This is a genomic window from Flavobacterium sp. 120 (assembly GCF_003633605.1).
GTDB classification, from domain to species: Bacteria; Bacteroidota; Bacteroidia; order Flavobacteriales; family Flavobacteriaceae; genus Flavobacterium; species Flavobacterium algoritolerans.
This window is the reverse complement of record NZ_RBKZ01000001.1, coordinates 515,478-530,698: the sequence shown is the minus strand read 5'-3', so window position 1 is coordinate 530,698 and position 15,221 is coordinate 515,478. Positions and strand designations below refer to the sequence as shown.

Sequence of the window (15,221 nt, the reverse complement as noted above, 5' to 3'; positions counted from 1 at the left end):
AATGTCATACCCATACAGTTGTGACGAATCACCTCTCTACAAGAAATAACTTTTTAAATTACTTTTTTGCTTCTTTTGGGCGTTTTGCTCCGTACTTAGATCTTCTTTGCGTTCTTCCTGCTACTCCTGACGTATCAAGCGCACCACGAACGATGTGATATCTAACTCCTGGTAAATCTTTTACCCTTCCACCCCTAACTAATACTATCGAGTGCTCTTGTAAATTGTGTCCTTCACCAGGGATGTAAGCATTCACTTCATTACCATTTGTCAAACGTACACGCGCTACTTTACGCATTGCAGAGTTTGGTTTTTTTGGTGTTGTAGTGTAAACACGCGTACAAACCCCTCTTCTTTGAGGACAAGAATCTAAAGCAACCGATTTACTCTTCTTAGTTATCTGAGTTCTTCCTGTTCTTACTAATTGTTGAATTGTTGGCATAATTAATACTAAAAATTTCTTATTATATTAAATTCCCGCTTTTTACGGGGTTGCAAATGTAGAAAATATTTTTTACTCTACAAACGTTAATTCATTAATTTTCAATAAGATTATTTTATCATTTGATTTTTATCACAAACAATAGATATTTGCGTTACTTTTATTAAAAATACATACTCATTTGAAATCCACCTTTATTTTACTTTTCTTTCTGAATTTTTGCCTTAATTCTTCTGCGCAAAATTTTCGATTATTGATAACCGGAAGTAATTCATTAGAAACAAAAACTATAGATTCACTCAAATACAACACAGAACACAAAAACACGAAATCCATTAGCGAAGAAATACAAAAACTTTCAGAAAAACTATCCGAAATAGGCTTTATCGACAACACTACTTTAGAACTTACTAAAAAAGAAGACTCTAGTTACGTTGCGAATTTTGAGTTAGGAAAAAAAATAAAATTTATACATATATATATAGGTACAAATAATCTACTCAACAACTTGTCAGATCTAAGCAAAAAAGACACGCTAACGCTACCCTACACAAAAATTAATTCTTTTCTAAAAGAAGCTGTTCAAAAACTAGAGCTAAACGGATTTGCATTAGCAAAATTAAAACTGATTAATATTAAAAGAATCGATACCGAAATTTACGCTGATTTAAAACTAGATTCAGACCAAAAAAGAACACTAAACTCCATAATAATAAATTATACAGAAAATAACCGATCAAATAAATTCCCAAGTGGACATTTAGCACAAATCAACAAAAAATACAAGAACAGTATTTTTAATCAAAAAATAGTAGACCAAATTTATAATGATTTTGAAAAATTCGGATTTACCAGCCAAGTAAAATATCCCGAAATTTTATTCACAAAAGACACGACAAAAGTTTTCGTATATCTTGAGAAAAAAAAATCCAATACTTTTGATGGTTTTATTGGATTTTCAAATAACGAAAATAAAAAAACAACTCTAAATGGTTATTTAGACGTAAAGCTAGAAAATATTTTAGGCTCTGGCGAACAATTATCCGTTTATTGGAAAAGCGATGGGAACGACCAAAAAACATTTAATGCCAATATCGAACTACCTTATTTATTTAAAACTCCGATAGGATTAAAAGCACAAATTCAATTATTCAGACAAGACAGCACTTTCCAAAACACAAAAACAGCAATTGACTTAAGCTACTTTACAAACTACAATACACGTTTCTATATAGGATACCAAGCTACAGAGTCAAGCGACATTCAAAACTCAGTCGACACTTCGATAAGCGATTTCAATAATTCCTTTTTAACATCCAGCTTTAATTACACAAAATTAGATTTAACCAATTTTACCCTCCCTATAAAATCAAATTTTTCAATAACTGCCGGAATCGGAAAACGACAAATCAACAATAAACCAGAAAACACCAACAAAAGCAATCAATTTTTTTTAAATATTCAAGCGACACATAACTTTAGCTTAAACAAAAAGAATATAATAAATATAAATAGCCAGAATTATTATTTACAAAGCAATCGTTATCTTGCAAATGAACTTTTCCGTTTTGGAGGATTCAACAGCATAAGAGGCTTTACAGAAAACAGTCTACAAGCATATTTCGCAACCTCAATTCTTACAGAATACAGATACTTACTCTCTACCAATCTATATGTACATTCAATACTAGATTACAGCATCTACAAGAACAAATCAGACATTAAACAAACAGACAACACCGAAAAACTACTAGGAATAGGACTTGGATTTGGACTACAAACAAAAAATGGGTTGTTAAAATTTGCTGTAGCAAATGGCAGCACACAAGACCAACAATTAGAAATTTATAACACTATTATCCATATCTGTTATAATGTTAAATTTTAATTACAATAAAAAATAGAGATTTATATATTAGGAAAGTTAACAAATTATTAAGAAGTTTGCGAGACTAATTCAAAATATTAAAAAATGAAACTAAAGTTCAATGGAATCTTAGTACTATTAGTAGTACTTATGGCGCAACTAACTTTTGCGCAAGAAAGATCTGTTTCAGGTGTTGTTTCTGATAATGCAGGATTGCCGATACCAGGCGTGAGTGTATTAGTAAAGGGAACAAATTCAGGAACACAAACTGATTTTGATGGAAAATACTCTATCAAAGCTTCTCCAAGCCAAGTCTTGGTATTTAGCTACATTGGGATGAAAACCCAAGAAGTTACAGCTAGCTCTGCTTCAGTAAATGTAAAACTGGCGACAGATTCACAAGAATTAAGCGAAGTAGTAGTAACCGCTTTAGGTATCAAAAGAGACAAAAAAGCGCTAGGTTATGCAACACAAGAGGTTAAAGGCGACGCCGTATCTAAGGTAAAAAGCTCAAACTTTGTAAACTCATTATCTGGTAAAGTTGCAGGTTTAGAAATTAAAACCTCAGGTAATTTAGGTGGTTCTACACAAGTAGTTATTAGAGGGAACAACTCAATTGCTGGTAACAACCAAGCTCTATTTGTAATTGATGGTGTACCAATAGACAATAGCAACTCAAATTCAGGGGATCAAAAAGCTGGTAGAGGTGGTTATGACTACGGTAATGCTGCATCAGATATCAATCCTGATGACATTGAATCTATCAACGTTTTAAAAGGAGCTGCTGCAACTGCACTTTATGGTTCTCGTGCTTCTAATGGTGTAGTAATGATCACTACCAAAAAAGGGAAAAGTCAAAAAGGAATTGGAATCACAATTAGCTCAAGTTTAACTTTAGGAACTGCTGACAAAGAAACTTTACCTAGATATCAAAATAAATATGGAGCAGGTTACGGCCCTTTCTATGGCCCTAATGAAGATTCATATTTCAATGAAGCTGATGTAAACGGAGATGGTGTGCCTGATTTAACAACACCTTTTACTGAAGACGCTTCTTATGGAGCTGCATTTGACCCATCTTTATTGATTTACCAATGGAATTCCATTTATCCTCAATTAACTGAAACTTACGGAAAAGCGACTCCTTGGGTAGCTGGTAAAGCAAATCCAAACTCTGTTTGGGGCACTGGAAGTACTGCTGTAAACTCTGTATCATTAGATGGTGGAGATGACAAAAGTTCTTTTAGATTAGGTTTTACCAACTTATTACAAGAAGGTAGCTTACCAAACAGTAGCATTAAAAGAAATACTATATCTTTTTCAGGATCACATAATTTAACTGAAAAATTAAAAGCTTCTGCAAGTTTCAATTTTGTCAAAACTGATGGAAAAGGTAGAAACGGAACAGGTTATTCTTCTGGTAACGTAATGCAACAGTTTAGACAATGGAATCAAATGAACGTTGATTTTGATGAGCAAAAAGCTGCGTATTTTCTTACAAGAGATAATATTACATGGAATCCAAATTCCACTACTAATTTAAAACCAATTTACTCTGACAATCCATATTGGACATTTTATGAAAACTATCAAACAGATACAAGATCAAGATATTTTGGTAATGTAGCATTAGAAGACAAGCTAACTGACTGGTTGAGCATCCTAGGTAGATTTTCTTTTGACACTTATGCTGAATTACAAGAGGAAAGAATAAATGTAGGAAGTGCAGATGTTTCTAAATATTCAAGATACAACAACAATGTTTCTGAATATAATTATGATTTAATGTTAAATTTCAATAAAGATTTAACTGAAAAATTAAATTTAGAAGGAAACATTGGTTACAATGTACGAAACAATCTTAGAAACAGTATTTTCGCTGCTACTAACGGAGGTTTAAACAAATCAAGACTTTTTTCACTTTCAAATAGTTTCGCTCCGATTCTTGCTCCACAAGAATATGAAGCAAGTAGCATGGTTGATGGTGCATACATAAGAGCAAGTTTAGGTTATGATGACTTTGCTTACTTAGAGGGAACCTACAGAACTGACCGTTCTTCTAATTTACCGAAAGCAAACAATAGATATGGTTACTACTCAGTTTCTGGAAGTTTAGTTTTCTCTAAATATATTAATGCAGAATGGTTATCCTTTGGTAAATTAAGAGCTAATTATGCTGAAGTTGGTAACGATACGACTCCATACAGAGTTTTTAATACCTATGAAATTGGAACTCCATTCGATGGAACAGGTGTTGCTTCAAATAATGGCACACTTGCTAACCCGAACCTTTTACCAGAGAGACAAAAAAGTTATGAATTTGGTTTAGAAATGGCCTTTTTTAAGAGACGTCTTGGATTTGATGTATCATATTACCGTGATTTAAATGTTAATCAAATTACAAGTATTCCATTATCAACAGGTACTGGATATGATTCAGCCGTTTTAAATGCGGGAACAATCGAAAATAAAGGATTTGAAGTTCAAATTAATGCAACACCATTAAAAACGGATTCTTTCAAATGGGATCTTAATCTAAACTGGTCTAAAAACAAGAGTTTAGTTGTTGAATTATTGAACGGTATTGAAAACTTACAATTAGCTTCATTGCAAGGTGGTGTTTCTATCAATGCAACACCTGGGCAACCATACGGAACTATTAGAGGTAGTGATTTTATTTATGCTGAAAACGGTCAACCAATTGTTAACCAAACAGGAAGTGCAACTAGAATTGGTACTTATCAAAGAACTAGTGCAAGTAACGTAGTAATTGGAGATATTAACGCTGATTGGAAAGCGGGACTTAATAACAGTTTCACTTATAAAAATTTCAATTTAAGTTTCTTAATTGACATGCAAAAAGGTGGAGATGTATTCTCACTTGATACATGGTATGGTTATGCAACTGGTATGTATGACTTCTCAGCTGCTGATAATGAATTAGGAAACCCAGTTAGAAATCCAATAGTTGGAACGCCAGGTAACTATGGAGCAAACAGTGGTGGATTTATTTTACCAGGTGTTGCTCCTGATGGAACACCAAATCAGGTTAGAGCCGCTGGTGATATATATACAACTGCTTGGGGTTATGCAAGAGCTCCTAATAAACTTCACGTTTATGACGCTGGTTATGTTAAGTTGCGTGAAGCTAGTTTAACTTACAATTTTAATACTAAAACATTAGAAAAAACACCATTCACTAACATTGTTGTATCTTTAATTGGAAGAAATCTATGGATTATCGATAAAAACACTCCATATGCAGATCCAGAAGCTGGTCTAAGTTCTGGAAATGTTCAAGGATACCAATCGGGAGCTTATCCATCTATAAGAGAAATCGGAGCAAGTCTTAAACTACAGTTTTAATACATTAAATTATGAAAAAAATAATAATAACAGCTTTATCTATCATTACTTTAATATCGTGTCAGTCTGATGACCAATATGAAGATAAAAATATAGATCCGAAAAATCCTACTGAGGTAAGCTCAGAGTTTTTATTCAATGCTGCAACCAAGAGTCTATTTGATCAAATGACAAGCACCAATGTTAACACCAACATCTTTAGGATGTTAGGTCAACATTGGACAGAAACAACATACGTAGATGAGGCAAATTACGATTTTAACACTCGTAATATCCCACAAAACCATTGGCGTGAAATGTATACCGATGTTTTATTTGACTTAGCAGATGCGAAAACAAATAATGATAATGATACAAATCCTTTATTATCTGCGGAGACTAGAAAAACAAAAAATGCCCAAATTGAGATTTTAAGTATTTATGCTTGGGCACAAATGGTTGAAACATTTGGAAATATTCCTTATACGCAAGCGATGAATCCAGATCAGTATGTACTACCTGTATATGATGATGCAGCAACCGTTTATGGTGATTTACTTGCTCGTTTAGCTGTTGCCATTCCTAACGTAACTAATAGTGGTTTTGGATCGGCAGACAAAATTTACGGTGGAGATGCTGCAAAATGGAAAAAATTCGGAAATTCATTAATGTTAAGAATGGGATTACGAGTTGCAGATGTTCCAGCTTTGGCTGCAAAATCAACTGCTGCTATTCAAGCAGCTGTTGCTGGAGGTGTATTCACTTCAAATGCTGATAATGCTGCTTTTGCATATTCCAATGCAACACCTAATACCAATCCTGTTTGGGTTGATTTAGTTCAATCTGGAAGATCAGATTTTGTTGTCGCTAATACATTAGTAGATAAAATGAATGCTCTTAATGACCCTAGAAGACCTTTTTACTTTGATCAAAATAAAGGGACAAATGTTTACGAAGGTGGGCCTTATGGTGATAATAATGCTTTTTCATCTTACACTCATGTAAGCGCAAGAGTTATAGACCCAACTAATCCAGCATCCTTAATGGATTATTCAGAAGTGTGTTTCTATTTAGCAGATGCAGCGGAACGTTCAATTTCAGGAACTCCAGCCTTAGCTGCTGGATTCTACAATGCGGGTATTACAGCATCTTTCGACTATTGGGGAGCCCCTAATGTAGCTACTTATTTACTAAATCCTAATGTAAATTATGCAACAGCTCCAGGTACTTGGAAAGTAAAAATCGGAAATCAGCTTTGGTTAGCTATGTATAACAGAGGTTACGAAGCATGGACTGCTTGGAGAACTTATGATATCCCTGGCTTTAACTTGCCAGCTATCTCTGAAGATCCAGTTCCAACAAGATATACTTATCCTATTAATGAGCAAAACTTAAACAAAGTCAATTACACAGCTGCTGCTGCTGCAATTGGTGGCGATACTCAAACAACAAAAATATTCTGGGATAAATTCTAATTATCACTTAATTCTATTATTAAAACCATCCCATTTTTTGGGGTGGTTTTTTTTTATATCTTTGCGCCATGGAAAAAGAACATCAAATATTTGGGATTAGAGCAATAATTGAAGCTATACAAGCGGGTGCAACTGTAGACAAAGTCTATATTCAAAAGGAAGCGAGCAGTGAACTGATGAAAGACCTGATGAAAGTTATGAAGCGTGGTAATATTAATTTTTCTTATGTACCAGTTGAAAAACTAAATAGATTGACACCAAATAACCATCAAGGTGCGGTGGCTACCATCTCCCCTATATCATTCTTTGACTTAGAATCTTTGATAGAAACAGTAATCGAAAACGGAAAAAAACCTTTGTTTTTGATTTTAGATCAAATATCTGATGCACGTAATTTTGGTGCTATAATCAGAACTGCTGAGTGTACTGGAGTGAACGGAATCATTGTTCAAAAAGCAGGTTCGGCACCTGTAAATGGCGATACTGTAAAAACATCAGCCGGAGCAGTATTTAATATTCCAATTTGTAAAGTAGAACACATTAAGGATGCTATCTTTCTTTTGCAAGCAAGTGGTATAAAAACTGTTGCAGCTACTGAGAAAACAGATCAAAATATTTATGACATTTCATTAAACGAACCTGTAGCAATCATTATGGGATCGGAAGATAGAGGTGTAAACCCATCAGTACTTAAAATTGTTGATGAGAAAGCAAAACTTCCTATGTTTGGAACTATTGGCTCACTGAATGTATCAGTAGCTTGTGGAGCTTTTTTATATGAAGCAGTAAGACAGCGATCTTAGATTGTTGGACTTCTTAGATTTTTAGAATACTATATTCTCTAAACTATTTACTAAAATGAATTAAGACTCCGGTTTTGATTCATTTTTTTCATTTGTGACAATCTCATAAACTACTGGAAAACTGGGAATATAAAATGTTGACAATTCCTCTTGCTCTTCGTTTTCTTCAATTTTTGGGATATTTACAAAATTTCCATCAGCATCGAAACGCTGCATAAATTTATCTTCTGAAGGATCAAAATCTGGGCGTTCCCAATCATATTTAATGACTTTTTTATATTCAGGAGTTTTATAAACTAACGAAAGAAAAAAACCTGTGAGCAATCCTCCCAAATGACCTTCCCAAGAAATAGATTTATTTCCTGTAATTTCAGGACTTGGAAAGACATACCAAACCAAACCTCCATACACAACTATCACAGCAAGTGACAAAGCTACCAATCGATTGTATTTAGTTTGTATGCCTTTAAAAAAAACAAAACTAAAGAGAACATAAATCAATCCACTTGCCCCTATGTGGTAATTATCTCTGCCAATAACCCAAGTTATACATCCTGAAACTAAAATCCCATACCCAATAACTTTTATCGATTGATCTGCATAAAAAAATTGTAAAGCAGCCAATAAAATTAGTAACGGAATCGAATTATTATAAAGATGTTCCATATCAGCATGAATAAACGGACTAAACAAAACACCTTGTAAACCTGAAAAAGTTCTTGGGTAAATACCGTTTTGCACAAAATCAAAATCAAATCGGACTTCGAGCCAAAAAACAAACCACAGGAATACCACAAAAAAAAGTGGTAACCCAATAACTGAATTGGTAAATTTAAAATGCTTTTCCATGAATAGCGAGAAGTTTTATATTCTGGTTTTAATTCAAAAACTTATCCAAAAGCAATTTAATGCTATTTTGTCATATTTAAACTGAAAACCATTTTTTAATGCTACTACCTAGCCCAGATGGAAACGACATCCTTTTATATCTCGTTTTTTCAACGAGATGTAAAAGATATAGTGTACAGCTGGAAATAGCTCCTAACGAAACAAATTTTGACAATCCAAGACAAGTTCAGATTAAAAAAAACAGTAATTTTACGTTATGGAAGCACCACTTGCAGAACGCATACGACCACAAAAATTAGAAGACTACATCAGTCAATCCCACCTTGTAGGACCAAATGGTTCATTGACGCAACAAATCGCAAAAGGAATCATCCCTTCATTAATATTTTGGGGACCACCGGGAACTGGAAAAACTACATTAGCACAAATTATTGCGCAAGAATCGAAACGACCATTTTATATTTTGAGCGCCATCAATTCTGGTGTAAAAGATATTCGTGATGTGATTGAAAAAGCGAAGCAAAGCGGTGGTTTGTTTACCGCTAAAAATCCTATTTTATTTATTGATGAGATTCACCGTTTTAGCAAATCACAACAAGATTCTTTGCTGGCAGCAGTAGAAAAAGGTTGGATAACACTAATTGGCGCCACTACAGAAAACCCGAGTTTTGAAGTGATTCCTGCATTACTTTCCCGTTGTCAGGTTTATATTTTGAATGCTTTTACCAAAAAAGATTTAGAGTCTTTGCTGGAACGCGCCATGAAAACAGATGCTTATTTATCTACAAAAAATATTGTTTTAAGCGAAACAGAAGCGCTATTGAGACTTTCCGGTGGTGATGGACGAAAGCTATTAAATATATTTGAACTTGTCGTAAATGCGTCCAATGAAGACGAAATTGTAATCACAAATGATCGTGTTTTTGCCTTGGTGCAACAAAATACCGTTTTGTATGACAAAACCGGCGAACAACATTATGACATAGTTTCTGCTTTTATAAAATCCATTCGAGGTAGTGATCCTAATGGAGCAGTATATTGGCTTGCCCGAATGATTGAAGGCGGAGAAGATGTAAAGTTTATAGCACGAAGAATGCTAATTCTAAGTAGTGAAGATATAGGTAATGCTAATCCAACGGCTTTTATTATGGCAAATAATACTTTTCAGGCAGTTGCTACAATTGGATATCCTGAAAGTAGAATTATTTTGAGCCAATGCGCCGTTTATTTAGCGACCTCACCTAAAAGTAATGCTTCCTATTTAGCCATCGGAACGGCACAACAACTTGTAAAACAAACTGGAGATTTACCCGTTCCTATTCATTTACGCAATGCTCCAACAAAACTAATGAAAGAATTAGGCTATGGTGAAGAATACAAATACTCGCACGATTACACCAATAATTTTGCTGAACAGGAATTTTTACCCGAAGCATTAAGCAAAACACCTATATATATTCCTGGGAACAATTCCAGAGAAAATAGTATTAGGGAATTTCTGAAAAACCGTTGGAAAGATAAATACGGATATTAAATTTCATAAAAAAGGTCTTGATTTCTCAAGACCTTTTTTTATGAAACTATTTTAGATAACAGCTTTCTGAAGTTTAAAACTTAACAACTACTTTTTCAGAAATTAATTTATCGTTTTGATAATATTCAAAATACCACTGATTGTCTTTTAGAATTAATGACCCTTGAACGGTGTCTTTCATTGCAATAAAGGAATTCGGTTGAGAGGTTTTGAATAACTTCATAACAACCTTTGGTGTGCTATCTATCAATTGAAAACCTGTAGCCGTAGGCTGTGCATACAATAAATTAGAATCTCCAACTACAGTATTGACCACAACTGGCTCACTCACTACATTTTTAACCACAGCAACAGGAGATGCCATAGGCTTAACAACTTCTGTTTGTATCGCAGGTTCGACTTTAGCAGCCACACTTCCATTGTATTTATATTGCAAAGCGTAAACAGATTTAAATGCTTCGTTTAAAGCTTCTGTATAAGCAACCTTATATTCTTTCTCTTTACTTTTTCCAATTATCGATTGGAATATTATTTTTCCATAACAATCTTTCAGCGTTATAAAAAGTTTTGTCGTTAAAAAGCCGTTATCTTTAACCACATCAACATATAACAAACTGCATCTTTCATTGTACTCGGCCGGTATAGTTTCACTGGCATAAAATGAAACGAAACCTGCTTTATTTAAATTAAACTTGGTTAATGTATTCAACCGGAATTGGTTTTCGCCATTGAGAAAATCGTATTTCAAAGGAACAATTACAGCTTTGTAATCGTTCACAGATTGAGAATAGGAATAACTAACGACCAATAATAACAATAATAAAAATTGCTTTTTCATATTTATAAATATTTTTTAAGTTCTAATAAATGATTAATTTGTTTAATTTGCTGCTCAACTTGTATTTTACTTTCATTAAAAAAAATAGCATCTAATCCCGCGTCAAGAGCACCTTGCACATCTGCATCTAAGCTATCCCCTATCATAATACTATTTTCTTTTTTGGCTTTGGCCAAATCTAAGGCATAATCAAAAATAATTGGATTTGGTTTTTTTACGCCTGCCATTTCAGAATTTGTGACGGTTTGAAAATAACTCCCAATATTAGAATTATGTATCTTTTTGTGTTGAACCTCAGCAAATCCATTTGTAATTATATGAAGATTATATTTTTGATTTAAATAGTCTAAAACTTCAAAAGTGCCATCAAAAAGATGATTGTTTTCGGGTAAAAAACGAATATAATCATTTGCTATGGCATCAATTTCTTCGTCAGAAATCGAATAATCAAGAGCATCAAAAGAATACTTCAGTCGATTATAACGCAACTCTTCATGCGTAATTTTATCATATTGATATAGCTTCCAACATTCTTGGTTTATTGGCACATATTTTTCAATAAAAACTTTGGTTTCAATTGTGGGATGATTTTTATTAAAAATAGTCTCAAATGTCAACTCTGAATTTTTATCAAAATCCCAAAGCGTATGATCTAAATCAAAGAAAACATCAGTTATTATAGTATGTTTCATTTTATGTTTTAAAATATTCCTTCATCAGCAAAACTAAAATAGTTTTTTTCAGTAACAATCAAATGATCTAGTACTTTTATTTCTAAACTATCGCCTGCCAATTTTAATTTTCTTGTAATCTGTTTGTCTGCATCACTTGGAATCAGAGTTCCCGATGGATGATTGTGGCACAATATTAATCCGGTTGCACCCATCTCTAGCGCTGTTTTAAAAACGATGCGAACATCTACTAATGTTCCGGTAATACCGCCTTTACTCAACTGGGATTTCGAAATAACCTTATTCGAGTTATTCAAATAAATGATCCAAAATTCCTCGTGTGGCAATTCACCAATAATAGGCTGCATGATTTCGAAAATGATTTTACTGGAAGTCACTTTCTTTAATTCTACCGAATCTTCCGCCCTCCTTCTTCTTCCTAATTCTAAAGCAGCTATAATTGAAATGGCTTTCGCTTCACCAATTCCTTTGAAATTCATTAATTGCGAAATGGATAATTTACCTAATGCATTCAAATTATTGTCTACACTTGCTAAAATCCTTTTACTCAAATCAACAGCCGATTCGTTTCTACTTCCTGATCCAATCAAAATGGCAATCAATTCTGCGTCACTTAAAACACTTTTGCCTTTCAGCATTAGTTTTTCTCGTGGCTTATCATCTTCGGACCAATTCGTTATAGGAAAAAAGGAATTTTCAGCCATTCATTTGTTATTTAAATTTGTTTCCGCATGCAAATACTATTTTCTAAACCCACATATGGCTCATAATTATCAACTATGCTATATCCTGTTTTTTGATATAAAGCGATAGCTTCCTTTTGTTTGTATAATGTTTCCAAAACAGAAAATGAATATCCTAAATCATGAGCCCAAAGTTCTAGCTCACGTAAAATATTTTGAGCTAAACCCATTCCTCTTGCTTCAGGAGAAACAAACATACGCTTTATTTCAATTGTATCCTTATCGTATTTCTTAAAACAACCACACGCTACAGGATTGTTTTCCAAATAAATAACAACAACATTTGGATTTAATTCAATAATATTATTACCCCAATAATCTGTTTTCAATTCCGGATAACGCTCCCACAAACTTTTATCTAATGCGCCAATGAGATTTATAAAATCCGGATTTTCACTTGTAGTTTTAGAAATTCTTATAGTATCACTCATATCACTTTTACTTTACCAATTCCTTTACCTCATCAAAGTTTAATCCGCCATAATTACCGGAACTCATCAACAACAAAGCAGAATTTTCAAGATTTAAATTAAATAAATAGTCTTTGAAATCTTTTGGATTCGTATAAATAATTAAATCTTCACGATTAAAAGATTTAGCAATTTGGTCGTATGTAACTTCTTCAAGCTGTTTGATTTTTACAGCGTCAGGGGAATAGAAAACTACTGCTTTATCCGCATATTCTAATGCACCTTCATATTCTTTTAGAAACTCCGCATTCAAACTGCTGTACGTATGCAATTCTAGACAAGCCACCAAAGTTCTGTTTGGATATTGCTCTTTAACCGCTTTAGTAGTTGCGGCAACTTTACTTGGTGAATGCGCAAAATCCTTATAGGCAACTTTTGTTTTGCTTTCTGCAATTTTTTCCAATCGTTTTGATGCGCCTTTAAAACTGGCAATGGCTTCATAAAAATCAGCTTCATCGACTCCCATGTTTTGGCAAATCCATTTGGCTCCAGCCAAATTATTAAGATTATGTGCTCCAAAAACTTCAATTGGCATATCGCCTTCTGGTGTTTCTAGAAGTGTCACACCATCATTAACAGAATATTTTGGAGTATGATACGCTAGTTTACGGATTGGGTTCGTAGCAGCTTCGGACACACGTTTTACTTCAGCATCATCTTCATTGTAAACTAAAATTCCGCCATTGGTAATTTTGCCAATAAAAATTTCAAACTGTTCTACATAGTTCTCATACGTTGGAAAAACATTAATATGATCCCAAGCAATTCCTGAAATTAGGGCGATGTTTGGCTGATACAAATGAAATTTGGGTCTTCTATCAATTGGCGAAGACAAATATTCATCTCCTTCCAAAACGATAAAGTCATTCTCCTCCGTAAGATGTACCATCGTATCGAAACCTTCCAATTGTGCGCCAACCATATAATCTACTGCTATATCATGGTAATGCATCACATGTAAAATCATTGAAGTTATGGTAGTTTTTCCATGCGAACCGCCAATGACTACACGTGTTTTATTTTTTGATTGTTCGTACAAGAACTCCGGATAAGAATATATTTTAAGTCCTAATTCTTGAGCTTTTAGTAATTCAGGATTATCAGCTTTTGCATGCATGCCAAGAATAACTGCTTCAATATCTGATGTTATTTTTTCTGGAAACCAGCCCAATTCTGGAGGCAAAATTCCTTTTTTATCTAATCTTGATTTTGATGGTTCAAAAATAGCATCGTCACTTCCCGTAACTTGATACCCTTTGTTGTGTAATGCTAAAGCCAGATTGTGCATGGCGCTTCCTCCGATAGCTATAAAATGTGTACGCATTCTAATTTTTGGTTTATGGTTGTTGAATTCCAGAGAGATTAAAATCTATCTTGAACTTTTTTTATTATAGGTTTCTAATACTAATTTTGCTTTTTCTGGCTCTCTCATTTTGTTCTTGTATAAGTTAGCTAGCTTTTGATAACTTATTTTTGAACCTCCAATAAGTATCGCTTTTTTATACTGTTGCTCTGCAACTTTATATCTTTTAAAATATTCCTCAATATGACCTCTGGACAAATAACCATCAACAGGTGATAATCGCAACAATTCATTTGAATATTTTATAGCTTTGGATTCACTACCTCCTACAATTCCCGGCAACTGAATATATAATTCGATCAAAGCCCAACGTGATTCAATGTGTTTTGGATTAAGACTTATCGCTTTTTCAAAAGAACCTTTGACTTCATCAATCATACCAAGCGCCTTGAATTTACTTGTTTCTTTGGCTTTCATCCCTAAAGCTCCACCATATTTATAATAATAATCGGCTTCTGAAGGTTTTAAAATTTTTAGTTTTTTGTAATAAACAATCGCTTTATCCCATGATTTATAATAACCTGCGATATCTCCTAAATATTCGATTGTTTTCAAATCTGAAGAATTGGACTTCAAAACAGATTCAAACAGGGATTGTGCCTGTTCGTACTTTTCCTCTTTAAACAGTTTTTCTGCTTTATCAAAATTGGATTGAGACCACGCTATAACCGGTAAAAATAAAAATAAATAAAGAATCTGTTTCATTGTCCAAAAATAGGGAAATATGAGAAGTAAGATTTGTTTTTAAGTAAAAATTAGTAATTTAGTAGGAAATATTTTCTAATCTCACTTTAACCTCT

Annotated in this window: 13 protein-coding genes; 5 read left to right on the top strand and 8 right to left on the bottom strand. The window is 33.5% G+C overall.

Annotation, left to right across the window (positions count from 1 at the left end; genetic code table 11):
* Positions 1-58: 58 nt before the first annotated feature.
* Positions 59-442, bottom strand: a complete 384-nt coding sequence (gene rpsL / locus C8C87_RS02155) for a 30S ribosomal protein S12 (protein WP_007136570.1) — start codon at positions 440-442, stop codon at positions 59-61.
* A 253-nt stretch (positions 443-695) separates the two neighbouring features.
* On the opposite strand from rpsL, the gene C8C87_RS02150 reads away from it, so the two are divergent.
* The 4 genes from C8C87_RS02150 (at position 696) to rlmB (ending at position 7,932) form a co-directional block, all read left to right on the top strand.
* Positions 696-2,330, top strand: a complete 1,635-nt coding sequence (locus C8C87_RS02150; RefSeq protein WP_233549991.1) for a hypothetical protein — start codon at positions 696-698, stop codon at positions 2,328-2,330.
* A gap of 84 nt (positions 2,331-2,414) precedes the next feature.
* Positions 2,415-5,675 (top strand): SusC/RagA family TonB-linked outer membrane protein, encoded by a 3,261-nt coding sequence (locus tag C8C87_RS02145; RefSeq protein ID WP_121340953.1) that lies wholly within the window; start codon positions 2,415-2,417, stop codon positions 5,673-5,675.
* 11 nt (positions 5,676-5,686) lie between these two features.
* Positions 5,687-7,129: a SusD/RagB family nutrient-binding outer membrane lipoprotein gene (locus C8C87_RS02140; protein ID WP_121340952.1), complete on the top strand. Its 1,443-nt coding sequence runs from the start codon at positions 5,687-5,689 to the stop codon at positions 7,127-7,129.
* A 68-nt stretch (positions 7,130-7,197) separates the two neighbouring features.
* Positions 7,198-7,932, top strand: coding sequence for a 23S rRNA (guanosine(2251)-2'-O)-methyltransferase RlmB (rlmB, locus tag C8C87_RS02135; protein WP_099713449.1), 735 nt, complete (start codon positions 7,198-7,200; stop codon positions 7,930-7,932).
* Positions 7,933-7,992: 60 nt separating this feature from the next.
* Here rlmB and C8C87_RS02130 read toward each other — a convergent pair whose 3' ends face one another.
* Positions 7,993-8,781: a rhomboid family intramembrane serine protease gene (locus C8C87_RS02130; protein ID WP_121340951.1), complete on the bottom strand. Its 789-nt coding sequence runs from the start codon at positions 8,779-8,781 to the stop codon at positions 7,993-7,995.
* 256 nt (positions 8,782-9,037) lie between these two features.
* Between C8C87_RS02130 and C8C87_RS02125 the strand changes: the two genes are divergently transcribed.
* A complete protein-coding gene (locus C8C87_RS02125; protein ID WP_099713451.1) occupies positions 9,038-10,315 on the top strand; it encodes a replication-associated recombination protein A in 1,278 nt (425 codons plus the stop codon).
* Positions 10,316-10,388: 73 nt separating this feature from the next.
* Here C8C87_RS02125 and C8C87_RS02120 read toward each other — a convergent pair whose 3' ends face one another.
* Genes C8C87_RS02120 through C8C87_RS02095 form a run of 6 tightly spaced genes read right to left on the bottom strand, consistent with a single transcriptional unit; the run spans position 10,389 to position 15,126 of the window.
* Positions 10,389-11,153, bottom strand: coding sequence for a hypothetical protein (locus C8C87_RS02120; protein ID WP_121340950.1), 765 nt, complete (start codon positions 11,151-11,153; stop codon positions 10,389-10,391).
* Positions 11,154-11,155: 2 nt separating this feature from the next.
* The gene (locus tag C8C87_RS02115) at positions 11,156-11,845 is read right to left on the bottom strand and encodes a YjjG family noncanonical pyrimidine nucleotidase (RefSeq protein ID WP_121340949.1); all 690 of its coding nucleotides are present in this window, start codon (positions 11,843-11,845) and stop codon (positions 11,156-11,158) included.
* An 8-nt stretch (positions 11,846-11,853) separates the two neighbouring features.
* Positions 11,854-12,549 (bottom strand): DNA repair protein RadC, encoded by a 696-nt coding sequence (gene radC / locus C8C87_RS02110; protein WP_121340948.1) that lies wholly within the window; start codon positions 12,547-12,549, stop codon positions 11,854-11,856.
* An 11-nt stretch (positions 12,550-12,560) separates the two neighbouring features.
* The gene (locus tag C8C87_RS02105; RefSeq protein WP_121340947.1) at positions 12,561-13,019 is read right to left on the bottom strand and encodes a GNAT family N-acetyltransferase; all 459 of its coding nucleotides are present in this window, start codon (positions 13,017-13,019) and stop codon (positions 12,561-12,563) included.
* Between the two features lie 7 nt (positions 13,020-13,026).
* The gene (murC, locus tag C8C87_RS02100; protein WP_121340946.1) at positions 13,027-14,382 is read right to left on the bottom strand and encodes a UDP-N-acetylmuramate--L-alanine ligase; all 1,356 of its coding nucleotides are present in this window, start codon (positions 14,380-14,382) and stop codon (positions 13,027-13,029) included.
* A gap of 45 nt (positions 14,383-14,427) precedes the next feature.
* Positions 14,428-15,126: a lipopolysaccharide assembly protein LapB gene (locus C8C87_RS02095; RefSeq protein ID WP_121340945.1), complete on the bottom strand. Its 699-nt coding sequence runs from the start codon at positions 15,124-15,126 to the stop codon at positions 14,428-14,430.
* Between the last annotated feature and the right edge of the window lie 95 nt (positions 15,127-15,221).

Excerpts from the sequence above, each read along its gene's own strand:
- C8C87_RS02125 (WP_099713451.1), top strand. The coding sequence starts at position 9,038 with ATGGAAGCACCACTTGCAGAACGCATACGACCACAAAAATTAGAAGAC.
- C8C87_RS02120 (WP_121340950.1), bottom strand. The coding sequence starts at position 11,153 with ATGAAAAAGCAATTTTTATTATTGTTATTATTGGTCGTTAGTTATTCC.
- radC (WP_121340948.1), bottom strand. The coding sequence starts at position 12,549 with ATGGCTGAAAATTCCTTTTTTCCTATAACGAATTGGTCCGAAGATGAT.
- C8C87_RS02105 (WP_121340947.1), bottom strand. The coding sequence starts at position 13,019 with ATGAGTGATACTATAAGAATTTCTAAAACTACAAGTGAAAATCCGGAT.
- C8C87_RS02145 (WP_121340953.1), top strand. The coding sequence starts at position 2,415 with ATGAAACTAAAGTTCAATGGAATCTTAGTACTATTAGTAGTACTTATG.
- C8C87_RS02130 (WP_121340951.1), bottom strand. The coding sequence starts at position 8,781 with ATGGAAAAGCATTTTAAATTTACCAATTCAGTTATTGGGTTACCACTT.
- rlmB (WP_099713449.1), top strand. The coding sequence starts at position 7,198 with ATGGAAAAAGAACATCAAATATTTGGGATTAGAGCAATAATTGAAGCT.
- C8C87_RS02095 (WP_121340945.1), bottom strand. The coding sequence starts at position 15,126 with ATGAAACAGATTCTTTATTTATTTTTATTTTTACCGGTTATAGCGTGG.
- rpsL (WP_007136570.1), bottom strand. The coding sequence starts at position 442 with ATGCCAACAATTCAACAATTAGTAAGAACAGGAAGAACTCAGATAACT.
- C8C87_RS02140 (WP_121340952.1), top strand. The coding sequence starts at position 5,687 with ATGAAAAAAATAATAATAACAGCTTTATCTATCATTACTTTAATATCG.
- murC (WP_121340946.1), bottom strand. The coding sequence starts at position 14,382 with ATGCGTACACATTTTATAGCTATCGGAGGAAGCGCCATGCACAATCTG.
- C8C87_RS02115 (WP_121340949.1), bottom strand. The coding sequence starts at position 11,845 with ATGAAACATACTATAATAACTGATGTTTTCTTTGATTTAGATCATACG.